Consider the following 26,785-nt stretch of genomic DNA (forward strand, 5'->3'; position numbering starts at 1 on the left):
ACGCGATCATGGCCATTCTCGACAAACACGCGGTTCTTGAAAAAAGCCCGTCGCTGCTGCTGACTTTCTCGCTGCTGGTGGTGACCATCGGGGGGATCGTGGAAATCGCGCCGCTCTTCTGGCTGGAAAGCACGATCGAGGAGGTGGAGGGCGTGCGCCCCTACAGCCCGCTGGAACTCACCGGGCGCGACATCTACGTCCGCGAGGGCTGCTACGTCTGCCACAGCCAGATGATCCGCCCGATGCGCGACGAGGTCGAGCGCTACGGGCACTACAGCCTCGCCGCCGAGAGCATGTATGACCACCCGTTCCAATGGGGCTCCAAGCGCACCGGGCCGGATCTGGCGCGGGTCGGCGGGCGCTATTCCAACGAGTGGCACGTGGATCACTTCACCGATCCGCAATCGGTGGTGCCCGAAAGCGTCATGCCGAAATACGCCTTCCTCGCCCGCGCCCCGATCGAGCCCGATCACATCGAAGCCCTGATGGAGACGCACCGCTTCGTCGGCGTGCCCTACACCGACCAGCAGATCAGCGCGGCCTACGCGGATTTCAATGCCCAGGCCGACCCGGATGCCGATACCGACGGGCTGCTGGAGCGCTATCCCGGCGCGGCCATCGGCAATTTCGACGGGCAGGAGGCGCTGACCGAGATGGATGCGCTCATCGCCTACATGCAGGTGCTGGGCACGATGGTCGATTTCTCGACCTTCACCCCCGAGCCGAGCCGATAGGAGGCGCCGATGGATACCTATTCCCTCTTGCGTGAATTCGCCGACAGCTGGGTCCTTCTGGGCATGGTCCTCTTCTTTCTCGGCGTGGGTCTCTGGGCCTACTGGCCGAGCCTGCGAAGCGACCGGGACGACGCCAGCATGATCCCTTTCCGTAACCAGAGCATTGCGAACCGAGACGATGAGTGATCACAAGAAAATCGATGATGCCACGGGGGTCGAGACGACCGGCCACTCCTGGGACGGGATCGAAGAGCTCAACAACCCGCTGCCGCGCTGGTGGCTCTGGACCTTCTACCTCACGATCATCTGGGGCATCGGCTATACCATCGCCTATCCCGCCTGGCCGATGATCAGCGGGGCGACGGGCGGCGTGCTCGGCTGGTCGACCCGCGCGAATGTGGCCGCCGACATCGAGGCCCACGAGGCGCGCAACGCCGATCTTGCGATCGGGCTGGTCGAGGCCGATCTCGCAGTGATGAGCAGCAGCGACGATCTGCACCGCTACGGCGTGGCGCGCGGGGCGGCGGTCTTTCGCGCGCAATGCAGCCAGTGCCACGGCTCCGGCGCCGCCGGCGCGCGCGGGTATCCCAACCTGCTCGATGACGACTGGCTCTGGGGCGGCGCGATGGACGATATCGCCTACAGCGTCCGCCACGGCATCCGCAACGATACCGATATCGACGCCCGCTACTCGGAAATGCCCGCCTTTGACGAGATGCTCTCGGATGGCGAGATCGAGGCCGTGGTCGAATACGTGGTCTCCCTCTCCAGCGCGGAGGCCGACAGCGCCCTCGCCGCGACGGGCGGGGAGGTCTTCGCCGCGCAATGCGCCGCATGCCATATGGAGGATGGCTCCGGCGACCGCGGTCTCGGAGCGCCCAACCTCGGGGATGCGATCTGGCTCTACGGAGGCGATCGCGCCGCTCTGGAGGAGACGGTCCGCTACGCACGCTTCGGCGTGATGCCGGCCTGGGGTCAGCGGCTCTCCGAGGCCGATGTCCGCGCGGTTTCGGTCTATGTCCACGCCCTGGGCGGTGGCGAATAGACCGAAGCCGCCGGGCATAGCTCTCCCGCCGCGGGCCCCTGTTCAAACCGGGGGCCCGGGCCTCGTTCTCACCGCCCAAACGCCCCCGGGATTGACCTCGATCAATGAGGCGCTGCCGCGCCCCGGCTAGGATGGCGCGACCCAAGGGACCACGCCGCATGACCGATCAGCCAGCCAGCCTCTACGCCGCCCGCGTGCCGATCTTCCCCAAACGTGTCTCCGGCACCTTCCGCCGCCTGAAATGGGGGATCATGCTGGTCACGCTCGGCATCTATTACCTGACGCCCTGGATCCGCTGGGACCGGGGGCCGAACCTGCCCGATCAGGCCGTTCTGGTCGATATCGCCCACAGCCGGTTCTATTTCTTCTGGATCGAGATCTGGCCGCATGAGTTCTATTTCGTGGCCGGGCTCCTGATCATGGCGGGGCTGGGGCTGTTTCTCTTCACCTCGGCTCTTGGCCGAGTCTGGTGCGGCTATACCTGCCCCCAGACGGTCTGGACCGATCTTTTCATCCTTGTGGAGCGCTGGATCGAGGGCGACCGCAACGCCCGCATCCGCCTGCACAACGCCGCGTGGGATCTGCGCAAGGCGCGGCTGCGCCTTTTCAAATGGGCGGTCTGGCTGCTGATCGCGATGGCGACCGGCGGGGCCTGGGTCTTCTACTTCACCGACGCGCCGACGCTGGCGCGCGATCTGCTGACCGCCTCGGCCGATCCGATCGCCTACACCACCATCGCCATCCTGACCGCGACGACCTTCGTCTTCGGCGGGTTCATGCGCGAACAGGTCTGCATCTACATGTGCCCCTGGCCGCGGATTCAGGCCGCGATGATGGACCCCGACACCATCACCGTCGCCTATCGCGACTGGCGCGGCGAGCCGCGGGGCAAGCACCGCAAATCGGCCCAATCCGACCAGCTCGGCGATTGCATTGACTGCAACGCCTGTGTCGCCGTCTGCCCGATGGGGATCGACATCCGCGACGGCCAACAGATGGAATGCATCACCTGCGCGCTCTGCATCGACGCCTGTGATGACATCATGGCCAAGGTCGGCAAGCCGCGCGGGCTGATCGACTATCTGGCGCTTTCCGACGAGCCGGCCGAACGCGCGGGCCAGCCGCCGCGCCCCGTCTGGCAACACATCTACCGCCTGCGCACCATCGCCTACACGGCGCTCTGGGGCGCGATCGGGGTCGGGATGCTCTACGCGCTTTTCATCCGCTCCGACATCGATCTCACCGTCGCGCCCCTGCGCAACCCCACGTTCGTGGTCCAGTCCGACGGCTCGGTGCGCAACATCTATGACGTGCGGCTGCGCAACAAGCTGGGGGAGGCCCGGGTGTTCCGCCTGTCGCTCGGCGCCGAGACCGATCTCGACATCGCCGTGGAGGGCAGCCCCGCGCAGGACATCGAGATCGACGCCGACAGCACCCGGCTGCAACGCATCTACATCACCGCCGAGCCCGGCGCGCCGGCCGCTTCGCAAGATGTGACCGAGCTGCGGCTCTGGGTCGAAGATCTCGCCAGCGGCGCGCGCGCAAGCCGGGCCACGACATTCAACGGAAGGGTGCAACCATGACGGAAATCAAGGGCTGGCACGTGCTGGCGGGCTTCGGGCTCGGCTTCGGGATCATCATCGCGGTCAACCTCACGCTCGCCTTCAACGCGGTGCGCACCTTCCCCGGTCTCGAAGTCCGCAACTCCTACGTCGCGAGCCAGTCGTTTGACGCCGATCGCGCCGCCCAGACCGCGCTCGGCTGGGAGGTCAGCGCCTGGCTCGACGGCGACCGGCTCGTGCTGGAGATCGCGCAGGACGGCCGCCCCGTCGCCCCCCGGATCGAAAGCGCCGTCTTCGGTCGCGCCACCAACGTGACCGAGGATCAGAGCCCCGCCTTCGCCTTCGACGGCACGCGCCACATCGCCGAGGTCCGCGCGGGGCGCGGCAACTGGAACCTCCGGCTCGTCGCCCAAGCCGAGGACGGCACGGTCTTTCAACAGCGCCTCGTGGTGGAGACGCGCCGATGAGCATGGCCTGCCCGGCCTGCACCGCGGCGCCGATCGCCGCCCAGCGGGCGCGGGACGGGGTGGCGGACATGGCCCTGTCGCTGCCGAGCATCCATTGCGCGGGCTGCATCCGCGGGGTGGAGGAGAGCCTCGGCGCGCTGCCCGGCGTGCGGTTCGCGCGGGTGAACCTCTCGCTCAAGCGCGTGTCCGTGGGGACGTCTCTGCCCGAGGACCGGATCATCGCGGCGCTGGCCGAGGCGGGCTTCGAGGCGCATGCGCTCTCCTCCGAGATGCTCGAAGGCGGCGGCGATGCCACGGGCCGCGATCTGCTCTGGCGCATGGGCCTGTCGGGCTTTGCGATGATGAACGTGATGCTGCTGTCCGTCGCCGTCTGGTCCGGCGCGACCGATGCGACCCGCGATTTCTTCCACCTGATCTCCGCCCTCGTGGCGACGCCGGTGGTCGTCTATGCGGGCCAGCCGTTCTTTGCCAGCGCCACGGGCGCCTTGCGCGCGCGCCGGCTCAACATGGATGTCCCGATCTCGCTCGCCATCCTGCTCGCGACCGTCATGTCGCTCTACGAGACGCTGCACAGCGGGGCGCATGCCTATTTCGACGCCGCCCTCTCGCTGACCTTCTTCCTGCTCATCGGGCGCTATCTCGACCACCGCACCCGCGCCGCCGCACGTTCCGCCGCGCGCGAGCTTTCGGCGCTGGAGCAGTTCCGGGCGGACCGGCTCGACGATGCGGGCCGCGCGATCCCGACGCCGATCGCCGATCTCGCCGTGGGCGACCGGCTGCTCATCGCGACGGGGATGCGCCTGCCGGTGGACGGAGAGCTTCTGTCCCAGAGCGCCCAGCTTGACCGCGCCTTCCTCACCGGTGAGAGCGAGACCGTGACCGCCGCCGCGGGCGCGCGGCTCCATGCGGGCGAGGTCAACCTCGGCGCGCCGCTCACCCTGCGCGCCACGGCGGTCGGCGAGGACACCACCTTGCGCCGCATCGCCGCGATGGTCGAGACGGCGGAAAACGCGCGCAACAGCTACACCGATCTGGCTGACCGCGCCGCGGCGATCTATGCGCCCGCGGTGCATCTCCTGGCGCTCGCCGCCTTCCTCGGCTGGGCCTTGTGGGATGGCGACATCCGACACGCGCTCAACGTCGCCATCGCGGTGCTGATCATCACCTGCCCCTGCGCGCTCGGCCTTGCCGTCCCGGCGGTCTCGACGGCGGCGATCTCGCGGCTCTACGGGCGCGGCTACCTCGTCAAATCGGGCAGCGCGCTGGAGCGGCTGGCCGATGCGGACACGGTGGTTTTCGACAAGACCGGCACGCTGACCCTGCCCGGTGTGGCGGTGGAGGGGATCGCGCCGGAGGACCGGCCGATCCTTCTGGGGCTGGCGCAGGCCTCGTCCCACCCGCTCGCCCGCGCGCTGCGCGAGGCTCTGGCGGAGGAGCGCCCGGCGGCGCTCGACCAGATCCACGAAGTCGCGGGACAGGGGATAGAGGGCCAATACCGGGGCCAGGAGGTCCGGCTCGGGAACGATAGCTGGATCGGCGCGCGCGTCGGCGGGTTCGGCTACCGCATCGGCGCGCGCAATGCGCCGCTGGCCAAGCGCGAGCGGCTGCGGCCCGGCGCCGAGGAGGCCGTGGCGGGCCTTCGCGCGACTGGCAAACGGATCGTGATGCTGAGCGGGGACCGGCAGCAGGCGGCCGAGGGCATCGCCCGGGCGCTCGGGATCGAGGAGGTCATCGCCGGGGTCGTCCCGGAGGAAAAACACCGCGTGCTGGAGCGGCTGGCCGCCGAGGGCTGCCGGGTCCTGATGGTGGGCGACGGGCTCAACGATACGCCCTCGCTCGCCGCAGCCCATGTCTCGCTCGCGCCGAGTTCGGCCATCGATGCGGCACGCACCGCGGCCGATATCGTGTTGACGCGCGAGGATATCGGGGCGCTTCCCATGGTCTTGCAAACCGCCGAGCGGGCGCGCCGGCTCTCGATGCAGAATTTCGGGATCGCTCTGGGCTACAACGCCATCGCCGTGCCCGTGGCGCTGGTGGGGCTGGCCACCCCGCTCATCGCCGCGCTGGCGATGTCGGCCTCCTCGCTCACGGTTCTCGCCAATGCGATGCGGGTGCGAAAGGTCAGGTCATGAACGTTCTTCTGGTGCTCATCCCGGTCTCGCTCTTTCTCGGAGGGCTCGGCCTTGCCGGGTTCCTGTGGACGATTCGCAGCCGGCAATATGACGATGACAGCGGCAATGCCGCGCGGATTCTGCTGGACGAGGACGATCCGCCCGAGGGCTGATTCCGCGTGACGCGACAACCTGTGACTCGACAGGGGCGGGGCGCGGATCTAAAAAGAACAAAGCGGGAACTAAAACGGGACCTGGAGGCCGAGTCGCATGGGCCGAGCGCAGCAGCGGCGCATAGTATCGATCTGGTTTCCCCGGCTCGCGAGCGACCGGGTATTGCGCCTGCGCGCCTCTGGGGCGGCGGCGGAAGGGCCCTTCGTGGTGACGCTGAAACAGGCCAATGCCGAGCGGCTCTATTGCCTCAACCCGGCGGCGGCGCGGCAGGGGCTGGAGCCGGGCATGACCTATGCCGACGCGCGCGCCTTCTGTCCCGAGCTGGAGAGCTGCCCGGCCGATCCGGCGGGGGACGCGCGGTTCTTGCGGGTGCTGCGCCGCTGGGCGACGCGCTATTGCCCCTGGGTCGGGCTTGAGGGCGACGACGGGCTGGTGCTCGACATCACCGGCGCGGCGCATCTTTTCGGCGGCGAGGCGATGCTGCTTGTGGACATGCGGCGGCGGCTCAGCCGCGCGGGGCTCTCGGCGCGGATCGGGCTGGGGGATACGCGCGGCGCGGCCTGGGCCCTGGCCCGCCACGGCGAGGGCTGCGCGTCGCCCGGCGCGCCGCTGGAGGCGCTGGCCGGGCTGCCGGTGGCGGCGCTGCGGCTCGACGAGACGACCGTGACCGCGCTGCAACGCCTCGGCCTGCGGACCATCGGCGCGCTCGACGCGGCGGCCCGCGCGCCGCTCGCCCGCCGCTTCGGCCCCGGCCTCATGCTGCGGTTGGATCAGGCGCTCAGCCGCCAGCCCGAAGAGATCACGCCCCAGGCCGAGCCGCCGCATTACGGCGTGCGCATGACCCTGCCCGAGCCGATCGGGCTTGAGGCCGATGTCATGGCCGGCGCGGCCCGCCTGCTGGACCGGCTCTGCGCGCGGCTGGCGGCGCGGGAGGCGGGGGCGCGCGCGCTCTGCCTCACCCTGCGGCGGGTCGATCAGGGGGCCCAGCATGTGGAGCTGCGGCTCGCCCGCCCGCTGCGCGATCCCGAGAGGATCCTGCCGCTTCTGGCGCGCGGGGCGGGGGAGATCGACGCGGGCTTCGGCATCGACCAGCTTCGCCTCGAGGCCACGCAGGTGGCCCCGCTCCCCGCCCGCCAGCTCAGCCATGTCTCCACCGGGCAGGCCGACCGGCTGGACGATCTCATCAGCCGGATCGGGACCCGCGTCGGGCTGGAGCAGATCCGCCGCGTTCTGCCCGCTGACAGTCACATCCCCGAGCGCGCCTATACCGTCGCGGTGGCGGCCTATTCCGAGCCGGGCGGCGGCTGGGCCAGCCCGCGCGCGCGCCCGCTCAGCCTGTTCCCGCCCGAGCCCGTGCCCGGCACCGGCCCGCGCCCGCCGCGGCGCTTTCGCTGGCGGCGACTCTCGCTGGAGGTGCTGCGCGCCACCGGGCCGGAACGGATCGCGCCGGAGTGGTGGCTTTCCGATGAAAGCTGGCGCAGCGGGGTGCGCGATTACTGGCGGGTCGAGACGCGGCAGGGGCGGCGGCTCTGGCTCTTCCACACGCCGCAGGCGCCGGGCTGGTTCGTCGAGGGGGAATTCCCATGAGCTACGCCGAGCTCTGCGCGATGTCGAATTTCACCTTCCTGACCGGGGCTTCGCACCCCGAGGAGCTGGTGGTGCGCGCCGCCGAGCTGGGGCTTTCGGCAATCGCGATCACCGACCGCAATTCGCTGGCCGGGGTGGTGCGGGCCTATCGCGCGCTGAAGGAGCTCGGGCGCGAGACCGGGGCGGGCATTCCCATCCGCTCGCAACACCGGGTGGACCCCTGCTCGCGGCAGGAGATCGGGACGCCGGAGCCGATCGGCCGGCCGGGTCTTGATGCCGAGCCGGGCCTTGATGCCGAAACGGGCCTTGATGCCGAGACGGGGCCCGAGGCCGAGGCGGGACCCGAGCCGGGCGCGCTGCCCAAGCTCATCATCGGCTGCCGGCTGGTGCTGCGCGACAGCCCGGCGGACTGGATCGCCCTGCCCACGGATCGCGCCGCCTATGCCCGGCTGACCCGGCTGCTCACGCTGGGCAAGCGCCGGGCGGAGAAGGGGGAGTGCCATCTCGATCTGGCCGACATGATGGAGGGGTGCGGCGGGATGATCCTCATCGCCCTGCCGCAGGGCGCGCCGGCAGAGGTGGAGCCGCAGCTCCGGCAGGTACAGCGCCGCTTTCCCGGCCATGTCTTCCTCGGGGCCGCCCCGCGCTACGACGGCTCGGACCAGGCCTATCTCGCGACCTGCGCGCGGCTGGCGCTGCGTGCCTCCGCGCCGATGGTGGCGGTGGGCGATGTGCTGATGCACCGCGCCGCGCGGCGCCAGCTGGCCGATGTGCTCACCTGTATGCGCGCGCATATCACCATCGACGAGATCGGCATCCGGGCCTTGCCCAATGCCGAGCGGCGGCTGAAGGGCGCGCGGGACATGGAGCGGGTCTTCCGCGATCATCCCGCCGCGCTGCGCCGGACCTGGGAGATCGCCGCGCGGTGCAGCTTCGATCTGGGCGAGCTCAGTTACGAGTACCCCAACGAGGTCGCCGAGGGGGAGACGCCGCAGGCGCGGCTCACCCGGCTGACGGAGGAGGGGTTGCGCCGGCGCTACCCCGATGGCGCCCCCGAGCGGGTCCATGCGCTGATGGCCAAGGAGCTCGCGCTGGTGGCCGAGCTCGGCTTTCCGGCCTATTTCCTGACCGTCTACGACATCGTCCAGTTCGCCCGCTCGCAGGGCATCCTCTGTCAGGGGCGCGGCTCGGCGGCCAACTCGATCCTGTGCTACCTGCTGGGCATCACCGACGTGGCCCCCGACCAGATCGCCATGGTCTTCGAGCGCTTCATCTCCAAACATCGCGGCGAGCCGCCCGATATCGACGTGGATTTCGAACACGAGCGCCGCGAGGAGGTGATCCAGTGGATCTATGAGAAATACGGCCGCCACCGCGCCGGGCTCTGCGCCACGGTGATCCACTTCCGGAGCCGCGCGGCGATCCGCGAGGTCGGCAAGGTCATGGGGCTGAGCCAGGACGTGACGGCGGGAATCTCGGGCCAGATCTGGGGCATGTCGAGCCGCGGGGCGGACCCAGAGCGCCTGCGCGAGCTGGGGCTCGATCCGGAGGACCGGCGGCTCTCCCAGACCATCCGGCTCATCGGCGAGATCATCGGCTTTCCGCGCCACCTGAGCCAGCACGTGGGCGGCTTTGTCATCACCAAGGGGCGGCTCGACGAACTGGCGCCGATCGAGAATGCCGCGATGGAGGATCGCACGCTCATCGAGTGGGACAAGGACGACATCGACACGCTCGGCATCCTCAAGGTCGATGTGTTGGGGCTGGGGATGCTCTCGTGCATCCGCAAGGCCTTCGCGTTGATGGAGCAGCACGAGGGCCAGACCATGCGCATCGACAACGTCCCGCAGGAGGATCCGGCCACCTACGAGATGCTCTGCGTGGCCGATGCGGTGGGGGTGTTTCAGGTCGAGAGCCGGGCCCAGATGAACTTCCTGCCGCGGATGCTGCCGCGGACGTTCTACGATCTGGTGATCGAGGTCGCCATTGTCCGGCCCGGCCCGATCCAGGGCGGCATGGTCCAGCCCTATATCCGGCGGCGGCAGGGGCTGGAGAAAGCCCAGGCTTTCGGCCCCGCGCTGGAAGAGGTCACGGCCCGGACCCTTGGCGTGCCGCTCTTTCAGGAACAGGCGCTGCAGATCGCTGTCGTGGGCGCGGGCTACAGCGCGGAGGAGGCCGACCACCTGCGCCGCTCCCTCGCCTCCTTCCGCCGCATGGGCACGATCGGCACCCATCGCGACACGTTCATCGCCGGGATGCTGGCCAACGGCTACACCCAAGAGGCCGCCGAGCGCTGTTTCGGCCAGATCGAGGGCTTTGCCGATTACGGCTTCCCCGAGAGCCACGCCGCCGCCTTCGCCATGCTCGCCTATGTCTCGGCCTGGTTGAAATGCCACCACCCGGCGATCTTCGCCTGCGCGCTGCTGAACTCCCAGCCGATGGGCTTTTATGCCCCCGCCCAGATCGTGCGCGACGCGCGCGAGCACCGGGTCGAGGTGCGGCCCATCTGCGTCAACGCCAGCGAGTGGGACAACACGCTGGAGCGCCGGGCCGACGGGGCGCTGGCCCTCAGGCTCGGGTTTCGCCAGATCAAGGGGTTCCGCGAGGAGGACGCGGGCTGGATCGTGGCGGCGCGGGGCAACGGCTACCCCGATCCGGAGGCCGTCTGGCTGCGGGCCGGGGTGGCGCCTGCGGCGCTGGAGCGGCTGGCCGAGGCCGATGCCTTTGCGGGGATGGACCTGACGCGGCGCGATGCGCTGTGGAAGGTCCGCGCGATCCGGGGGCAGGCGCCGCTGCCGCTGTTCAACGACCCGATCGATGGCGAGGGCATCCGCGAGCCGGATGTGGCCCTGCCGGCGATGCATCTGGGCGAGGAGGTGGTGGAGGACTACGTCTCGACCCGGCTCACGCTCAGGGCCCATCCGATGGAGCTCTTGCGCCCCGAGCTGCCCGGCCTCACGCCCCATGACAAGCTCGCCACCGTGCCGCCGGGCGGCTATAGCGTCTGCGGCCTCGTCATCACCCGGCAGCGCCCGGGGACGGCGTCGGGCGTCATCTTCCTCACGCTGGAGGACGAGACCGGGGTGAGCAACATCGTCGTCTGGCCCAAGGTCTATGAGCGCTATCGGCGCAGCGTGATGGGCGGGCGGCTGCTGCGGGTCACGGGGTATCTCCAGCGCGAGGGTATCGTGGTGCATCTCATTGCGCAGCGGATCGAGGACCTTTCGCCCGCGCTGTCGCGTCTGGGCCATCCGATGGACGGGGCCGTGGGGCTCACCGCGCCGCAAGCCGACGACGCCCCGCGCCCGCGGCCCCAACCCCGCGCCATGCACCCCCGCGATCAGGCCAAGCGCCTGTTTCCCAGCCGGGATTTCCACTGACCCCCGCAAACCGGGGCACGCAGGACACGCTCACGATATCGCGCCTCCCGCCGCTTGACGCTGCGCCCGTCCCGCGCATACCCATGGGCCCGGGAGTGCAGAGGAGAGGCTGCGGATGGCGAACGGGACAATGGCGGGGCTGCTGCTTCTGGCGGGGCTGATGGACATGCGCGCGAACCACTGCGGCGCGGATGGCGGCTGCCTTGCGAAAAGCCCGGCAGAGGCGCGGATGGATCTGTCCTATGGCGAGGTGGTCGAGCGCCGCGCGGATCGCCAGAGCGAGATCTACATGCGCTACCAGCTGCCCCAGCTGCGCGGCCCGTTCGGCCTCGCGGCCGGGCTCTCGGCGGCCGAGGATGGAGAGGTCTGGCTCGGTGGCGGCATCACCTACACCTCGCAATTCGCGCGCGACCGCGGCTATTTCCAGATGCACCTGATGCCCGGGCTCTACGCCGAAAACACCGGGTTCGACCTCGGCGGGCCGCTGGAATTCCGCTCCGGGATCGAGATCGGCTACCAGACGGAAAGCGGCCTGCGCTACGGCATCGGCTACGACCATCGCTCCAACGCCGGCCTGTTTGACCAGAACCCCGGGATCGAGACGGTCCAGATCCGCATCGGCTTCCCCATCCCCTGAGGCCGCGCGCTCCAAAGCGCCGGTATTTTGCCTAAAAAAGCGGCAGCGACCAAAGCGCGGGCGGTTTGCGCTTGAGCCCGGCGCGGCTCTCGTTTGAACTGAGCCCGACCGCCCAACTCGATCCAACGCCCAACCCGATCCAACGCCCAACCCGATCAGACGCCCGACCCGCCGCAACACGAAGAGACGAGCATGAAAGCCAAATCCAACGCCTTCGGACCCAAGCTCAAGGAGCTGTTGCAACAGGTCTATCCCGATCTCGATGCGGACATCCTCTCCAGCCAGATCATCGAAACCTTCTGGCCCGAAGGCACCCACCGGCGCATGCGCCCGCGCACCAACGGCAACCGGCTCTGGTCGCAGCGCGACGCGGTGCTCATCACCTATGGCAACTCGCTCGTGGATGGGGCGCACAAGCCGCTCGACGTGCTGCATGATTTCCTGCTCACCCGGCTCAAGGGCGTGGTCAACGGGGTCCATATCCTGCCGTTCTTCCCCTTCACCTCGGACGATGGCTTTGCCGTCACCGATTATCGCAAGGTCGACAGCAACCTCGGGGATTGGGCCGATATCCGGCGGATCGGGCAGGAGTTTCACCTCATGTCCGACCTCGTGCTCAACCACGTCTCGAGCCAGGGGGTCTGGTTCAACGCCTACCTGCAGCGGCAGCCGCCCTATGACCGGTTCTTCTTCGAGGCCGACCCGTCCGAGGATCTTTCGCAAGTCACGCGCCCGCGCACGACGCCGCTTCTCAAGGAGGTCGAGACATCCGACGGGCCGCGCAATGTCTGGTGCACCTTCAGCCATGATCAGGTCGATCTCGATTTCCGCAATCCCGAGGTGCTGCTGGAAATCCTGCGGATCATCCGGCTGCACGTGGATCAGGGGATTCGCATCCTGCGGCTCGACGCGGTGGCCTTCCTGTGGAAGGTGATCGGGACAAACTGCATCCACCTGCCGCAGACCCACGCTATCGTCCAGCTCCTGCGCCACCTGCTGAACTATGAGCTGGAGCCGGTGATCCTGCTCACCGAGACCAACGTGCCCAAGGCCGAGAACCTGAGCTACTTCGGCAAGGGCAACGAGGCGCATGTGGTCTACAATTTCCCGCTGCCGCCGCTCATCCTGCACGCGGTCCTGTCGGGCAACACCAAGTACCTCACGGAATGGCAGCGGGCGATGCCGCCTGCGCCGATGGGCTGCGCCTACCTCAACTTCACCGCGAGCCACGACGGCATCGGGATGCGCCCCGCCGAGGGCGTCTTGCCGCAGCCCGAGATCGACCGGATGATCGCCACCGTCCGCGAGACGGGCGGGCTCGTGTCGATGCGCGCGCTGCCCGATGGCGGCGAGGCGCCCTATGAGCTCAACAGTTCCTTCTTCGAGGCCACCCGGCGCGCGTTTGATGGCGACGAGTCCCACCACGTCGCGCGGTTCATCTGCTCGCAGACGATCGTCATGTCGATGGAGGGCATTCCCGCCTTCTACATCCATTCGATGCTGGCCACGCCCAACGATTTCGAGGGAGTCGAGCGGCGGGGGATGAACCGGGCGATCAACCGCCACCGCTGGGATTACCCCAAGCTCAAGGAGCTGCTGTCGGATCCCGAGACCCAGCACGCGCGGGTGCTCAAGGCGCTGTCGGACCGGCTCCGCATCCGCGCGCAGCAGCCGGCGTTCCACCCCAACGCCACGCATTTCACCCTGCCGCTCGATCACCGCATCTTCGGCAACTGGCGCCAGTCGCTCGACCGGAGCCAGTCGATCTTTTCACTGCACAATGTGAGCCCCGAGACGGTGACCGTCTCGACCGAACTGATGAACCTCATCGAGGACGAAAGCTGGGTCGATCTGCTGTCGGGCGAGCCGTTCGATCCGACGCGCAGCTCGGTCACGCTCGCGCCCTATCAGTGCATGTGGCTCACCAACCGGGCCTGAGCCTCAGCGAAATTCCTCCGCGTCCGCGGCAATCGCGTTGCGGTAATCGGTGAGCAGGTCCGGATCGGCGGCCTGCACCCGGTTCCACGTCGGGATGAACGGCGTCTCCATCGGGTTCTCGATGAAGAGATGCCCGGCCTTGACGATGTTCTCGGCAAAGACCTCGATCGTGCGCTCCTCGGTGTGGCGGTCGATGGCCAGCCCGTTCATCCGCGCGTCGTTGTAATAAGCTTCGAGGAAGTCCAGCGCGCTGCGGTGATAGGTGGCCTTGAGCGTGCGGATCACGTTGGAGGTGAACACGGTGCCATCGGCGGCGAGCTTGCGGTAGACCGCCTTGCAGATGTCGATGGACATGCGGTTGAGCCCGGCGGAGGCGTCTTCGGCGCTCAGCTCCTGGTGCTTGTGGTCATAGGCATCGGAGATTTCCACCTGACAGACCGCGAGCGGCGCAAGGTTGCGCCACGCCTCGGACAGCACCCCGATCTCCAGCCCCCAGTCCGAGGGGATGCGCAGGTCGGGGAGCATCCCGGTGCGCATCGCGAACTCGCCCGAGAGCGGGTAGCGGAAGCTGTGCAGGTAATCGAGGTAATCGCGCGGGCCGATCACCTTCTTGAGCGAAACCAGAAGCGGGCTCACCAGCAGGCGCGTCACCCGCCCGTTCATCTTGCCGTCGCCGACGCGGGGATAGTAGCCCTTGCTGAGCTGGTAGGGGAAATTGGGGTTGGCCACCGGATAGACCAGCCGCGCCAGCATCTCACGGTCATAGGTGAGGATGTCGCAGTCGTGGATCGCCATCACGGCGCTGTCGGCGCAGGAGATGAGATAGCCCATGCAGGACCAGACGTTCTTGCCCTTGCCCGGCTCTTCGGGGGCGAGCCCGAGGGTCTCCAGCCGCTGCCCGATTTCGAGCATCCGCGGGCTGTCGTTCCAGATCACGGTGTGGTCCTGGGGCAGGACGGAGAAGAACTCCCGCGCGTGGCGGTACTGCTCCTCGTTGGCGCGGTCGAGGCCGATGATGATCCGGTGCAGGTATTTGACCTGCGAGAGTTCGTTCAGGATGTTCTGAAGCGCGGGGCCCTCGAGCTCGGAGTAGAGGCAGGGCAGGATCAGCGAGATCTTGCGATTGCGGGAGAAGCTTTCGAGCTCCTTGATCAGGTCCTCGACGGGCCGCGAGCGCAGGTTGTGAAACTCCGCGACACCGCCGCTTTGATGAAAATCCGCCATTTCAGTCTGCTCTCCTGTGCAGTTCGAGCTCTTCCAGAATATCCAGAACAGCCTCGTTCCATCCTTGCGGCCCGGGGGCCTGTGTCCGGCGCACGGTGCCAGCCCGCTCCCCGTCGAGCGGGGGCAGGCCGGGGCCGTGCGTGTTCCTGACGATCACGCCGTGGCTGGCGGTCTCGATCATCTCGATGTCGTTGGGGGCATCGCCAAGCGCGATGGTATGGTCCGGCGCGTGCGCGGCGATCAATTCGCGCATCCGGTCGGCCTTGGTCGCGCCGAAAGAAAGGGTCGCGAAGCGCCCGCCCCGGCGCGAGGAAATTCCCTCCTGCCCGAGCAGGTCGGCAAACCGCGCGAAGCCCTCCTCCGTCCCGGACCAGAGGCCCGGCTCGCTGTGGCACCGCGCCTGTGCCAAGCCCGCGCTTTGCGGGTCCAGTCCCGTGGCCTCGATCACGCCTTGCCTGTCCATATCGCCAAATCCCGTGAAACATGAACGCAGCTCGGCGGGCATCCGTTCCAGCGCGGCGCGGATTTTGCGATAGGCGCTGCGGTCCTCGGCGGCCTCCGTTCCCGGTGTCACCATCTGCGCGCCGTTTTCGGCGATGATCGGGCAGGGGGCGAGCGCGAGTTCCGCATGGAGCGGGGCGATCTCCCGCGCGGTCTTGCTGCTGGCAAGGATCAGCGGGATCTCGAGCGCCGCAAGCGCCTCCAGCGCCGGGCGGGCGGGGGCGTGGCTATAGCTGTCATGATCGAGCAGGGTCCCGTCGAGATCGGTAAACACCATGAGCTTCAAGCATCCGGCTCCTTTATGCATCGCCCGTCGTCGCGCCCCTGATCTCCGCCCTGCCGCAGAGGGCGAATCCGGGGTGTGATGAACCTAGGGTATTTGCCCGGCGGGTGCACCAGCCTAACGTTGGGGAAGCCGCCCCGGTTCCCGCCCCTGCGCTGTCTGCGCGGGCAGAGGGCGGGCTTGGGCATAGGCGTGGGCTTGGGCGCCGCTGCGCGCGTGACAAGCCCGCTTGCACTGCGCCGCGCTTGTCGCTAGAAGCCGCGCGGAGCGCCGCTGTAGCTCAGCTGGTAGAGCACGTCATTCGTAATGATGGGGTCGGGGGTTCGAGTCCCTTCAGCGGCACCACGATTTTCCCAAGAGGTCGGCCCGGTCGCCCGAGTGTCTCCCGCGCGCGTGGGCAACGCGGTTGGGGGCGACGCGGCTCGTGCGGCATCTCATTCGGCCGGGGCGAGCCCGGCGATGAGCTGGCGCAAGCCGACGGCGCCGCCGATGAAGATCGAGACGAGGGCGACGGGCGCGCTGTAGGCGAGCAGCGAGAAGGCCGAGATCCCCTGGCCCACGCTACAGCCGATCGCGATCACCGCGCCGGGGCCCATGAGCGCGGCGCCGAGCATCTGGCGGCGCAATTCGCGCGGATCGTCGCAGGCTTCCCAGCGGAAATGCCCCTTGGATAGCGAGCCCGCCGCCGCGCCGATCACCACCCCGACCACCGAGCCGACGCTGAAGGACAACGCGTTGCCCGAGGCGGTCATCGCGTAGAAGATCGTGTCGCCGATCGGCCCGGCGAAGGTGTGGGTTTCGACTGGTTCGGCGGCAAAACCGGTGGCGGCGATCCAGGCGGTGCCCGCCCAGCCCGAGACCACCGCGAGGCCAACAACCGCGCCCCAGAGGATCATCGCCGGCGCGCCGCGAAAGGCCGCCGAGCTCAGGGACAGCAGGATCAGCATGCCCCCGGCGGCAAGCGCGGTGAGGAGAGGGGGGATGCCGTGGCCGGCGAGCGCGGCCGAGAGTCCTTGCGGACGCGCGGCGCCCACTTCGACCGGAAAGAGCCAGATGCGCAGCGGCGCGAGCGGGCCGGAGAGCACCATATAGGCGCTCAGCCCCATGACCAGCACGATGACGAAACTGCGCAGATCCCCACCGCCCAGACGAGCCAGCGCGCCATAGCCGCAATTGCCGCTCAACGCCATGCCATAGCCGAAGACGAGCCCGCCGAGCACGGTCGCGAGCGGGTTCCAGACCCGGTCGAGATAGACGGTCGCGCCGGCATCGAACGGGCCAAGATGCATGACCAGATGCGCGCCGATGATGGCGGTGCCGATGGCGATACCCCACATGCGCAGGCGCCGGTCATCCGCGCCATAGAGAGCGTCCTCGATCGCGCCGAGCGTGCAGAATCGCCCGATCCGAGCGGCCAGACCGAGAGCGATGCCCCCGAGCAGGCCGATCAGCGCGGCGCTGTTGGCTTCTCCCATGAACTCCAGCATCGTGCCCTCCCAACAGCGGATGCGGATATGCGGCGGTCAGTCCCGCCGGCAGAACAAGTCGTAGACCACCTCCATGATCTGACGCGGACGGTCGTCCGTCAGGCTGTAGTAGATCGTCTTGCCCTCACGGCGCGGCGTGACGAGCCCCTCAAGGCGCAGGCGCGAGAGTTGCTGCGAGACCGCCGCCTGACGCGCGGACAGCAGCTCCTCCAGTTCGGTCACCGATTTCTCGCCGGTGGCCAGATGGCACAGGATCATCATCCGCCCCTCGTGGCTTATCGCCTTGAGGAAATTCGCGGCCTGCTGGGCATTCGCGACCATCTGGTCGAGATCCTCGGCGCACATGTCCTTGGAAAAGACGGGCAGGCGCGATGCGGTGCCATCGGGGCTGTTTTGCTCAATGTTCACAGGGACTGTCATAGCGGGTCAGCTATCTGCCTCCAAGGGTATTCGGGCCTCGACCAGCATGCGCGCGAGCAGGCCCCAGAAGAAATCCTCGCCCGGGTAGCCCTCGATCCGGCTCAGCTCGCGGCCCTCATCGACGAGGATGAAGGTCGGCGTGAAACGGACCGAGCGGGCAAATTCGACATCGGGCTTCGGCCCGTGGATGTCGAAGCGCACAAGCGGCGCGGCCCTGCCCTCGGGCGTATTGGCATAGATCGGCGCGATCTCTCGGTTCCATCGCGCGCACCACGGGCAGCCCACCTCCTCGGCCATGAGGAGCCGCGGCTCGGCGGCCGCGGGGCCGGGCGCCCCGAAGCTCAGCAGCATGGCCAGCAACAGAAGAAGTGGTTTCAACATGGGGCCCCGGATTGCGGCGCGATCAGGATCGCATTGACGAAGGTTGTACCTATATCATAATCTGATTTTTGAATATCTCAAGCCACAGGCGGCCGCAGTCATGTTTGATCTGACCTATTTTGGCGTGCTGGTCGCGGGGCTGCTCTCTTTCTTGTCGCCCTGTATCCTGCCCATCGTCCCGTTCTACCTCAGCTATCTGGCCGGAGTGGGCATGAATCACATCTCCGCCGACGCCCGGCTGTCTCCGGCGGTGCGGCTGCGGGCCGTGCTCGCGGCCTGCGCCTTTGCCTTGGGGATGATCACCGTCTTCGTCGGCCTCGGGGCGACGGCCACGGTCTTCGGCGGGTTGGTGCGTGAGTATTTTGATGTGCTGCGCTGGGTCGCCGCGGCGATCATCATCGCGATGGGGCTGCATTTCCTCGGCGTGCTCCGGATCGGGTTGCTCTACCGGCAGTTCCGCGCCGATGCGGGCGATACCTCGCGCGCGAGCCTGCTGGGCGCCTACGTCATCGGCTTCGCCTTCGCCTTTGGCTGGACGCCCTGCGTCGGCCCCGTCCTCGCCGCGATCCTCTTCACCGCCGCGGGGCAGGAGAGCGCCGGTCAGGGCGCCGCCCTGCTCTTCACCTACGGGCTGGGGATGACACTCCCCTTCATCGCCGCGGCGCTGTTCATCGGGCCGTTCATGGCGTGGATGACGCGGTTTCGCCGCCATCTGGGCCGCATCGAAAAGCTCATGGGCGCGCTGCTCATCGTTTTCGGCGTGCTGATCGCCACCAATTCCGTCAACCATATCGCCCAGTGGATGCTGGAGACCTTCCCGGTCTTCGGCACCATTGGCTGACCGCGAAAGGACTGGATCATGACCCGACTTCTGGCCGCCCTTCTGGCGCTCACCTTTGCCATCACCTCCCCCGCCGGCGCCGAGATCGGCGATGACGGGCTCCACAAGCAGCCCTGGCTCCGCGAGACGTTCAAGGATCTGGGCGAGGATCTGGAGGAGGCGACAGGCGAGGGCAAGCGCCTGATGGTCATGATCGAACAGCGCGGCTGCATCTATTGCAAGAAGATGCACGAGGAGGTCATTGCCGACCCCGAGGTCAAGGCCTTCATCGAGGAGAATTTCTTCGCGGTCCAGATCAACATGTTCGGCGATGTGGAGGTCACCGATTTCGACGGCGAGACCCTCCCGGAGAAGGACATGACCAAACGCTGGGGCGCTTTGTTCACGCCGACGATCTATTTCTTCCCCGAAGAGGTCGGCCCGGACGAGACCGCGCCGCAGGCCGCCGTCGCCCATATGCCGGGCGCCTTCGGCCGCTGGACGACGCTCAACATGCTCAAGTGGGTGGTGGAGAAAGGCTACGAGACCGACGAGCCTTTCCAAAAATACCATGCGCGTAATATTCCGGCGCAGGGCGAGTGATGCTATTGTTTTCCGTGGCTTTTCCGTGCAGAAAAACGGGATCCGGGAAACATCAAAGAATTCATGCTTTTGAATTTGTTGTTGCGCGGCCGGGAACCGCTCGCTTAGAGTGAGGCAACGAACGATAAGAATCGTCTTAGGGAGGATGCATGAAACACGCATCAGTACTCGGGCTGGTGGTGGCGCTCGGCGCGTCCCATGCCTTGGCTGACATCGTCGCGCCGACGGAGGTCGTCTATGAAAACGGCGCCGTCGCAACATCACTGAGCGGTGCGCCGGGCGATCCTGACAGCGGGGCGGAGATCATGAACAAGGGGGCGGGCAATTGCATCGCCTGCCATCAGGTCTCGGCGCTCGACCACCTCGCCTTTCACGGTGAGATCGGCCCGCCGCTCGACGGGGTCGCCGATCGCTGGAGCGAGGCAGAGCTGCGCGGGATCGTCGCCAATGCCAAGCTGACCTTCGACGGCTCGATGATGCCGTCCTTCTACAAGACCGAAGGGTTCGTGCGCCTCGGCAATGCCTATACCGGCAAGGCCCACGCCGATGGCGAGGTTGCGCCCCTTCTGAGCGCGCAGGAGATCGAGGACGTTGTATCGTTCCTCCTGACCCTGACCGAAGACTAACTGGACCAAATGGAGGGATCCATGGAACTCACACGGCGCAAGATGCTCGCGATCGGGTCCGGCACGCTGGCCATCGCCGCATTGCCCGGACTGCCGGCCTTCGCCTCGGCCACCGACGATGCCATCGCGGCCTTTACCGGCGGCGCGGATCTGGTGGAGGGCGGGGTCACGATCAACGCCCCGGAAATCGCGGAGAACGGCAATACCGTCCCGATCGACGTGTCGGCGCCCGGCGCCGTGTCGATCGCGCTTTTTGCCGCTGGCAACCCGGTGCCCAACGTGGCCACCTTCACCTTCGGCCCGCTCGCGGCAAGCCAGTCCGCCGCGACTCGCATTCGCCTTGCGGGGACGCAAGACGTGATCGCGGTGGCGCAGATGGCGGACGGCTCGTTCGCCAAGGCGTCGGCCAACGTCAAGGTAACCATCGGCGGGTGCGGCGGCTGAGGCCGCGAACAGGAGGACAAGAACATGGCATCAGGTGTCAAACCCCGGGTGAAAGTCCCCAAGACCGCAGCGGCGGGCGAGGCGATCACTATCAAGACGCTCATCAGCCACACGATGGAGAGCGGTCAGCGCAAGGATTCCGACGGCAATCCGATCCCGCGCTCGATCATCAACCGGTTCGTGGCGGCCTTTGACGGCGAGACCGTGATCGATGTGGCCCTCGAGCCCGCGATCTCGACCAACCCCTATTTCGAGTTTCAGGCCACGGTTCCGGCCTCGGGCGAATTCACCTTCACATGGTACGATGACGACGGGGATGTCTATGAGGCCGCCCAATCGATTTCGGTAACCTGAGGACGACACGACCGCGCGCCCCGGTGGCGGGGCGCGTGCCAGCCAGACCATGGCCAGCCAAGGGAGGACTTCATATATGGGCATCAGACCTATCGCGCTGATCATCGCGGGGCTTGCCGCCGCAGGCACGGCCTGGGCGCAGGACAGCGACGAGATGAACATCGAGGGGCTGGAGATCGTCACCGAAACCGAGGCTCCGGAGCATCTGGAGAATCTGCGGACGATTTATTCCGGCTGGCGCTTCCGCACCGACGAGACCCAGTCGCTTCAGCTTGACGACTTCGAGAACCCGGCGTTTGTCTTCATCGATCAGGCGCTCGACGCCTTTGACGAGGCGGGGGCCAATGGCAACGCCTGCTCGACCTGCCACGAGAACGGGCCGGAAGAGTTCGCGGGCTTCACCGCCGCGATGCCCAAGGTGATGGATGGCAAGCTCACCACCACCGAGGATTTCCTCAACGGGCACCGCGCCGAGACGCAAGGCGAAGAGCCGTGGAAATGGTCCAGCCAGGACATGCAGCAGATGGTCGCCCTCATCGGGCTCCAGTCGCGGGGCATGCCGGTGGATGTGGCCATCGACGGCGAGGCCGCGCCCTACTGGGAGCTCGGCAAGGAGATGTACTACACGCGCTACGGCCAGCTTGAGCTGAGCTGCGCCAATTGCCACGAAGACAACTACGGCATGATGATCCGCGCGGACCACCTCTCGCAGGGCCAGACCAACGGTTTCCCGACCTACCGTCTGAAGCAGGCCAAGCTCATCTCGCGCCACAACCGGTTCCGCGGCTGCATCCGCGACACCCGCGCCGAGACCTTCGCCGAGGGCTCTGACGAGTTCCGTGCGCTGGAGCTTTACGTCGCCTCGCGCGCCAACGGCCTTTCGGTCGAGACGCCCGCAGTCCGACAGTAGACGACCAAGGCCCCCGCAGGCTCCGGCCTCGCGGGGGTTTTTCGCCCCCAAGGCATTCACAAATGCGCATATGATAAGAGGATGCACACCATGATCTCGCGCCGCGACTTTCTCCAGGTCGGCATGTCCGCCGCCGCGCTCCTTGGCGCTTCCGGGTTCGGAACCTGGTCGCGGCTCGCGGCGCAGCAGGCCCTGACGCAGGATCAGCTGCTGGACTTTGACACATTCGGCAACGTGTCGCTGATCCACATCACCGACATCCACGCCCAGCTCAAGCCCATCTACTTCCGCGAACCTTCGGTCAACATCGGCGTGGGCTCCAATCGCGGCGAGGTCCCCCATGTGACCGGCGCGGAATTTCGCAGGCTCTACGGGATCGATGATGGCTCGCCCGCGCATTACGCGCTCTCCTCGGGGGATTTCTCGGCGCTGGCCCGCGGCTATGGCCGCATGGGCGGGCTCGACCGGGTGGCCACGGTGATCAACGCCATCCGCGCCGACCGGCCCGATGCGATCCTGCTCGATGGCGGCGATACCTGGCACGGGTCCTACACCTGTTACCAAACCCAGGCGCAGGACATGGTCAACGTCATGAACGCGCTCAAGCCCGACGCGATGACCTTCCACTGGGAGTTCACGCTGGGCAGCGACCGCGTCGCCGAGCTGGTCGAGGGGCTGCCCTTCGCCGCGCTTGGCCAGAACATCTTCGACGCCGAGTGGGACGAGCCCGCCGAGCTCTTCCCGCCCTACACCTTCTTCGAACGCGGCGGCACCAAGATCGCGGTCATCGGGCAGGCCTTCCCCTACATGCCCATCGCCAACCCCGGCTGGATGTTCCCCGAATACGCCTTCGGCATCCGCGACGAGAACATGCAGGCGATGGTCGATGAGGTCCGCGCACAAGGGGCGGAGTGCGTCGTGGTTCTGTCGCACAACGGGTTCGACGTGGACAAGAAGATGGCCACGGTCGTCACGGGGATCGACGTGATCCTCTCGGGCCACACCCATGACGCGCTGCCCGATCCGGTGCTCGCGGGCGAGACTCTGATCTTCCCGTCGGGCTCCAACGGCAAGTTCGTCACCCGCATCGACCTCGACATCCGCGACGGCCGGATGATGGGCTATCGCTCCAAGCTGATCCCGATCTTCTCCGACGTGATCGCGCCCGACCCGGAGGTTGCCGCCCTGATCGACGCCGAGCGCGCGCCGCATCTGGACCGGCTCACCGAGGTGATCGGCCAGACGGAGGGGCTGCTTTATCGGCGCGGCAACTTCAACGGAAGCTGGGATGACCTCATCTGCGACGCGCTCCTGAGCGAGCGGGAGGCCGAGATTGCGCTCTCGCCCGGCGTCCGCTGGGGCCCCTCGCTCATCCCGGGTCAGGACATCACCCGCGAGGACATCTGGAACGTGACCTCGATGAGCTATGGCGAGGCCTACCGCACCGAAATGACCGGCGATTTCCTCAAGCTCGTGCTGGAAGACGTGGCCGACAACATCTTCAACCCCGACCCCTATTATCAGCAGGGCGGCGACATGGTCCGCACCGGCGGGCTCGGCTACGCGATCGATATCACCAAACCGCAGGGCAGCCGGATTTCCAACATGACACACCTCGCCACCGGCGAGCCGATCGATCCGGGCAAAAGCTACGTTGTCGCCGGCTGGGCCTCGGTCAACGAGGGAACGGAAGGGCCTCAGATCTGGGACGTGGTCGAAAACCACATCCGCGCCCAAGGCACCGTCGCGGTCACGCCGCGCGACGATGTCGTGGTGACCGGGCTCTGAGCCAGCACACAGGGAGACATGTGAGATGGACGGATTTTTCAAACCTTCGCGCCGGGCCTTCCTGCGGGGCGGGGCGGCGATGGCCGCGGGCGGCGCCGCGGGGGCCGTTGCCGCCGAGAGCGCGCCCGACCCGCTGATCACCGAGCTTCAGGACTGGGCCTCCTACACCGGGGTGGGCGTCGACGAGGTGCCTTACGGGATGCCGATCGAGTTTGAGTCCCACGTGGTGCGGCGCAATGTCGAATGGCTCACCGCCTCGCCGATCTCCTCGATCAACTTCACGCCGATCCACGCGCTGGAAGGCACCATCACACCGCAGGGCTGCGCCTTCGAGCGCCACCATTCCGGCGCGATTTCGCTGCGCAAGGAGGACTATCGGCTGATGATCAACGGGCTGGTCGAGCGGCCCCTCGTCTTCAGCTATGCCGATCTGGAACGCTTCCCGCGCGAAACCCATGTCTATTTCTGCGAATGCGCGGCCAACACCGGCATGGAATGGGCGGGCGCGCAGCTCAACGGCGCGCAGTTCACCCACGGCATGATCCACAACATGGAATACACCGGCATCCCCCTGCGCGCGCTGCTGCGGGAGGCGGGGGCGGATATGTCTTCGGACAAGTGGGTTTATGTCGAGGGGGCGGATGCCTCGTCCAACGGCCGCTCGATCCCGATGGAGAAGGCGCTCGACGATGTGCTCGTGGCGTTCAAGGCCAATGGCGAGGCGCTGCGCTTGGAGCATGGCTACCCGGTGCGCCTCGTGGTCCCCGGCTGGGAAGGCAACATGTGGGTCAAGTGGCTCCGCCGGATCGAGGTGCTCGACCGGGCGGTCGAGAGCCGGGAGGAGACGTCGAAATACACCGATGTGCTCGAAGACGGCACCGCGCGGAAATGGACATGGGTGATGGATGCCAAATCCGTCATCACCTCGCCCAGCCCGCAGATGCCGATCCCCCACGGGCCCGGCCCGTTGGTAATTTCCGGGCTCGCCTGGTCCGGCCATGGGCGGATCGCCCGGGTCGATGTCTCGCGCGATGGCGGCATCACATGGGAGGCCGCGCGGCTCGGGCGGCAGGGCGACAGCAAGGCGCTGACGCGGTTCTATCTCGATATCGACTGGGACGGGGCGCCGATGCTCCTGCAGGCCCGCGCGATGGACGAGACGGGTTATGTCCAGCCGACGAAAGAGCAGCTGCGCGAGGTGCGTGGCGAGAACTCGGTCTATCACAACAACTGCATCCAGACCTGGTACGTGAACGCGGAAGGGATCGCTGAAAATGTCGAAACCTCTTAGTCAAATCTTCCTGCCGGCCTTTGGCGGGACGGCGCTGGCGCTCTCCGGGGCGATCGCGCTCGTCAATCGTGACTACGGGCAGGACCGGATCGAAACGCTGGAAGCGGGTCTTGCCGCCGCGCGGAACGAGGCGCGCGCCGCACAAACCGCCGCCGGAGACGGCACCGCGCGCATCGCCGAGCTTGAAACGCTCGTCGCCGAGGCCGCCGCCGCGTCCCGTTCAGCACCCATCCAGGCCGCCGCCGCGCCGCTGCCCGATGGCGCCTTCGGGCTTGGGCGCGAAGCGCATCCGGAGGAAATCGCGGCCTGGGATGTGGACGTGTTGCCCGACGGGCGGGGTCTGCCCCCGGGGGCGGGCGATGTGGAGACCGGCGAGGAGCTTTTCGCCGAGAGCTGCGCCTCCTGCCACGGCGATTTCGCCGAAGGGGTCGGCAACTGGCCGGTCCTCGCGGGCGGGTTCGACACGCTCGACCGCGAGGATCCGGTCAAGACGGTCGGCTCCTACTGGCCCTATCTCTCCACCGCCTGGGACTACATCCACCGCTCCATGCCGTTCGGCGAAGCGGGCACGCTGAGTGCCGACGACACCTATGCCATCGTGGCCTACATCCTCTATTCCAACGACCTCGTGGACGATGATTTCGAGCTGAGCGACGCCAATTTTGCTCAGGTCGAGATGCACAATAGTGACGGGTTCATCGTCGATGATCGCCCGGAAACGGAATACCCCGCATGGCGGGCCGAGCCGTGCATGCAAGAGTGCAAGGATGAGGCGCGGATCACGATGCGATCGGTCTTCCTCGTGGGCACGCCGCCCGAGGGGGGCTCTGAGTCGATCCCGAACCCGAACCGGGATGTGGCCCTGCCGTCCTTCACCGCCGATGGACCGTCGTTCATTCCCGCTGCTGCCCCGGCGGAGGCACCTACCGCCGCCGCAGAGGCCGCCGCGCCCGCCGAAGTGGAAACCGCCGACGCCGACGCCGGCGACGCGCTGGTCGCTGCCGGCGAGCAGGTGTTCCGCAAATGCAAGGCCTGCCATCAGGTCGGCGAGGGGGCGGTGAACCGCTCTGGCCCGCATCTCAACGGGTTGCTTGGTCGGGAGATGGGCAGCGTCGACGGCTTCAAATACTCCGATGTCTTCCGAGCGGCGCAAGCGGAGGGGCGCGTCTGGGACGAGGCCGCCCTCGCGGAGTTCCTCGCCAAGCCGCGCGCCTACATGCCGGGGACGAAAATGTCCTTCTCGGGCCTGCGGTCGGAGGAGGATCTCGCCGCGATCTCCGCCTATCTCGCCAGTTTTGGAGAGGGCTCCTGATGCGCGCGCCGCGTGCCGCGCTGATCTGCGCGCTGCCGCTGCTCGCCACGGTGGCGGGCGCCGAGCTTGGGGGCGACGCGAAGGCGGGCGAACAGGTCTTCCGCAGATGTATCGCCTGCCATCAGGTCGGGCCGGACGCGCGCCACCGCACCGGGCCGCAGCTCAATGACATCCTCGGCGCCCCCGCCGCGTCGCAGGGCGACTACCGCTATTCGCCGGCGATGGCGAAGGCCGGCGCGGAGGAGCTGATCTGGACGGCCGAGGCGCTGAACCGGTTCCTCGCCTCCCCGCGCGCCTACATGCCGGGCACGAAAATGGGATTTCGCGGCCTCGCCGCGCCCGAGGATCGCGCCGATGTCATCGCCTATCTCGCCAGCTTCTCCGAAGGCACCGCGGCCCCGCAGGCGGCGGGTTTTGCCCTCTCCCCGGAAGTGCTCGCGCTGGACGGGGACGCGGAGTACGGCGCCTATCTCGCCGCGGAATGCACCACCTGCCATCAGGCCGACGGTGACAATGACGGCATTCCCGCTATCATCAACATGCAGCAGGAGGCGTTTGTCACGGCAATGCATGCCTACAAACAAAAACACCGTGCCAACCCCGCCATGCAGCTGATCGCCAGCCGGCTCGGAGATGAGGAGATCGCCGCGCTCGCTGCGCATTTCACGACCCTCGGCAACTGAGGGCAGATGGGGAGGAGACCGGA

At 67.5% G+C, this 26,785-nt stretch carries 26 protein-coding genes and 1 tRNA gene; 22 read left to right on the forward strand and 5 right to left on the reverse strand.

Features of this window, described 5'->3' with window-relative positions:
- Positions 1–8: 8 nt before the first annotated feature.
- The 11 genes from ccoO (at position 9) to BM353_RS09400 (ending at position 13,635) form a co-directional block, all read left to right on the forward strand.
- The gene (gene ccoO / locus BM353_RS09350; RefSeq protein WP_092079772.1) at positions 9–734 is read left to right on the forward strand and encodes a cytochrome-c oxidase, cbb3-type subunit II; all 726 of its coding nucleotides are present in this window, start codon (positions 9–11) and stop codon (positions 732–734) included.
- Between the two features lie 9 nt (positions 735–743).
- Positions 744–920, forward strand: a complete 177-nt coding sequence (locus BM353_RS09355) for a cbb3-type cytochrome c oxidase subunit 3 (protein WP_092079775.1) — start codon at positions 744–746, stop codon at positions 918–920.
- Positions 913–1,779 (forward strand): cytochrome-c oxidase, cbb3-type subunit III, encoded by an 867-nt coding sequence (gene ccoP, locus BM353_RS09360; protein ID WP_092079778.1) that lies wholly within the window; start codon positions 913–915, stop codon positions 1,777–1,779. Before BM353_RS09355 ends, ccoP begins: the two co-directional genes overlap by 8 nt.
- Positions 1,780–1,937: 158 nt before the next feature.
- Positions 1,938–3,362 (forward strand): cytochrome c oxidase accessory protein CcoG, encoded by a 1,425-nt coding sequence (gene ccoG, locus BM353_RS09365; RefSeq protein WP_092079781.1) that lies wholly within the window; start codon positions 1,938–1,940, stop codon positions 3,360–3,362.
- A complete protein-coding gene (locus BM353_RS09370) occupies positions 3,359–3,808 on the forward strand; it encodes a FixH family protein (RefSeq protein WP_092079784.1) in 450 nt (149 codons plus the stop codon). Before ccoG ends, BM353_RS09370 begins: the two co-directional genes overlap by 4 nt.
- Positions 3,805–5,940: a heavy metal translocating P-type ATPase gene (locus tag BM353_RS09375; RefSeq protein WP_092079787.1), complete on the forward strand. Its 2,136-nt coding sequence runs from the start codon at positions 3,805–3,807 to the stop codon at positions 5,938–5,940. The genes BM353_RS09370 and BM353_RS09375 overlap by 4 nt, the downstream gene beginning before the upstream one ends.
- Positions 5,937–6,092, forward strand: coding sequence for a cbb3-type cytochrome oxidase assembly protein CcoS (gene ccoS / locus BM353_RS09380; RefSeq protein ID WP_092079791.1), 156 nt, complete (start codon positions 5,937–5,939; stop codon positions 6,090–6,092). Before BM353_RS09375 ends, ccoS begins: the two co-directional genes overlap by 4 nt.
- 97 nt (positions 6,093–6,189) lie before the next feature.
- Positions 6,190–7,680 (forward strand): Y-family DNA polymerase, encoded by a 1,491-nt coding sequence (locus BM353_RS09385; RefSeq protein ID WP_092079793.1) that lies wholly within the window; start codon positions 6,190–6,192, stop codon positions 7,678–7,680.
- Positions 7,677–11,060, forward strand: coding sequence for an error-prone DNA polymerase (locus BM353_RS09390; RefSeq protein WP_092079796.1), 3,384 nt, complete (start codon positions 7,677–7,679; stop codon positions 11,058–11,060). Before BM353_RS09385 ends, BM353_RS09390 begins: the two co-directional genes overlap by 4 nt.
- Before the next feature lie 115 nt (positions 11,061–11,175).
- On the forward strand, positions 11,176–11,697 hold the full coding sequence (locus tag BM353_RS09395; protein WP_092079799.1) for an acyloxyacyl hydrolase: 522 nt from the start codon (positions 11,176–11,178) through the stop codon (positions 11,695–11,697).
- Between the two features lie 192 nt (positions 11,698–11,889).
- On the forward strand, positions 11,890–13,635 hold the full coding sequence (locus BM353_RS09400) for an alpha-amylase family glycosyl hydrolase (RefSeq protein ID WP_092079802.1): 1,746 nt from the start codon (positions 11,890–11,892) through the stop codon (positions 13,633–13,635).
- A 3-nt stretch (positions 13,636–13,638) separates the two neighbouring features.
- Here the strand turns inward: BM353_RS09400 and BM353_RS09405 are convergent, their stop codons facing one another.
- Both BM353_RS09405 and BM353_RS09410 read right to left on the reverse strand, forming a co-directional pair.
- Positions 13,639–14,859 (reverse strand): glycosyltransferase family protein, encoded by a 1,221-nt coding sequence (locus BM353_RS09405; protein ID WP_092079805.1) that lies wholly within the window; start codon positions 14,857–14,859, stop codon positions 13,639–13,641.
- 1 nt (position 14,860) lies between these two features.
- Positions 14,861–15,637: an HAD-IIB family hydrolase gene (locus BM353_RS09410; RefSeq protein WP_342742210.1), complete on the reverse strand. Its 777-nt coding sequence runs from the start codon at positions 15,635–15,637 to the stop codon at positions 14,861–14,863.
- 275 nt (positions 15,638–15,912) lie between these two features.
- Between BM353_RS09410 and BM353_RS09415 the strand changes: the two genes are divergently transcribed.
- Positions 15,913–15,988: transfer RNA gene (locus BM353_RS09415), tRNA-Thr, on the forward strand.
- Between the two features lie 89 nt (positions 15,989–16,077).
- On the opposite strand, the gene BM353_RS09420 is transcribed toward BM353_RS09415, so the two are convergent.
- The 3 genes from BM353_RS09420 to BM353_RS09430 are packed head-to-tail and all read right to left on the reverse strand — an operon-like array spanning position 16,078 to position 17,931.
- Positions 16,078–17,130, reverse strand: a complete 1,053-nt coding sequence (locus BM353_RS09420) for a YeeE/YedE family protein (protein WP_092079812.1) — start codon at positions 17,128–17,130, stop codon at positions 16,078–16,080.
- 36 nt (positions 17,131–17,166) lie between these two features.
- A complete protein-coding gene (locus BM353_RS09425) occupies positions 17,167–17,550 on the reverse strand; it encodes an ArsR/SmtB family transcription factor (RefSeq protein ID WP_092079814.1) in 384 nt (127 codons plus the stop codon).
- Between the two features lie 6 nt (positions 17,551–17,556).
- Positions 17,557–17,931 (reverse strand): thioredoxin domain-containing protein, encoded by a 375-nt coding sequence (locus BM353_RS09430; RefSeq protein ID WP_092079817.1) that lies wholly within the window; start codon positions 17,929–17,931, stop codon positions 17,557–17,559.
- 100 nt (positions 17,932–18,031) lie between these two features.
- Between BM353_RS09430 and BM353_RS09435 the strand changes: the two genes are divergently transcribed.
- The 10 genes from BM353_RS09435 to BM353_RS09480 all read left to right on the forward strand — a co-directional run bounded on the left by BM353_RS09435 (position 18,032) and on the right by BM353_RS09480 (position 26,762).
- On the forward strand, positions 18,032–18,772 hold the full coding sequence (locus BM353_RS09435) for a cytochrome c biogenesis CcdA family protein (RefSeq protein WP_092079820.1): 741 nt from the start codon (positions 18,032–18,034) through the stop codon (positions 18,770–18,772).
- Positions 18,773–18,790: 18 nt separating this feature from the next.
- A complete protein-coding gene (locus BM353_RS09440; RefSeq protein ID WP_092079823.1) occupies positions 18,791–19,354 on the forward strand; it encodes a thioredoxin family protein in 564 nt (187 codons plus the stop codon).
- 149 nt (positions 19,355–19,503) lie between these two features.
- Complete coding sequence (soxX, locus tag BM353_RS09445) at positions 19,504–19,980, forward strand: sulfur oxidation c-type cytochrome SoxX (RefSeq protein WP_092079826.1); 477 nt, start codon at positions 19,504–19,506, stop codon at positions 19,978–19,980.
- Positions 19,981–20,001: 21 nt separating this feature from the next.
- Entirely contained in the window at positions 20,002–20,424 is a 423-nt protein-coding gene (gene soxY, locus BM353_RS09450; protein WP_092080029.1) for a thiosulfate oxidation carrier protein SoxY, read from the forward strand.
- Between the two features lie 24 nt (positions 20,425–20,448).
- Complete coding sequence (soxZ, locus tag BM353_RS09455) at positions 20,449–20,778, forward strand: thiosulfate oxidation carrier complex protein SoxZ (protein ID WP_092079829.1); 330 nt, start codon at positions 20,449–20,451, stop codon at positions 20,776–20,778.
- 76 nt (positions 20,779–20,854) lie between these two features.
- Positions 20,855–21,688, forward strand: coding sequence for a sulfur oxidation c-type cytochrome SoxA (soxA, locus tag BM353_RS09460; RefSeq protein WP_092079832.1), 834 nt, complete (start codon positions 20,855–20,857; stop codon positions 21,686–21,688).
- Between the two features lie 90 nt (positions 21,689–21,778).
- Complete coding sequence (gene soxB / locus BM353_RS09465; RefSeq protein ID WP_092080032.1) at positions 21,779–23,476, forward strand: thiosulfohydrolase SoxB; 1,698 nt, start codon at positions 21,779–21,781, stop codon at positions 23,474–23,476.
- A gap of 25 nt (positions 23,477–23,501) precedes the next feature.
- Positions 23,502–24,767: a sulfite dehydrogenase gene (soxC, locus tag BM353_RS09470; RefSeq protein ID WP_092079834.1), complete on the forward strand. Its 1,266-nt coding sequence runs from the start codon at positions 23,502–23,504 to the stop codon at positions 24,765–24,767.
- Positions 24,751–26,079, forward strand: coding sequence for a c-type cytochrome (locus BM353_RS09475; RefSeq protein WP_092079837.1), 1,329 nt, complete (start codon positions 24,751–24,753; stop codon positions 26,077–26,079). Before soxC ends, BM353_RS09475 begins: the two co-directional genes overlap by 17 nt.
- Positions 26,079–26,762: a c-type cytochrome gene (locus BM353_RS09480; protein WP_092079840.1), complete on the forward strand. Its 684-nt coding sequence runs from the start codon at positions 26,079–26,081 to the stop codon at positions 26,760–26,762. Before BM353_RS09475 ends, BM353_RS09480 begins: the two co-directional genes overlap by 1 nt.
- Positions 26,763–26,785: the final 23 nt, after the last annotated feature.

This window comes from Poseidonocella sedimentorum (assembly GCF_900116005.1).
In the GTDB taxonomy this organism is placed as follows: domain Bacteria; phylum Pseudomonadota; class Alphaproteobacteria; order Rhodobacterales; family Rhodobacteraceae; genus Poseidonocella; species Poseidonocella sedimentorum.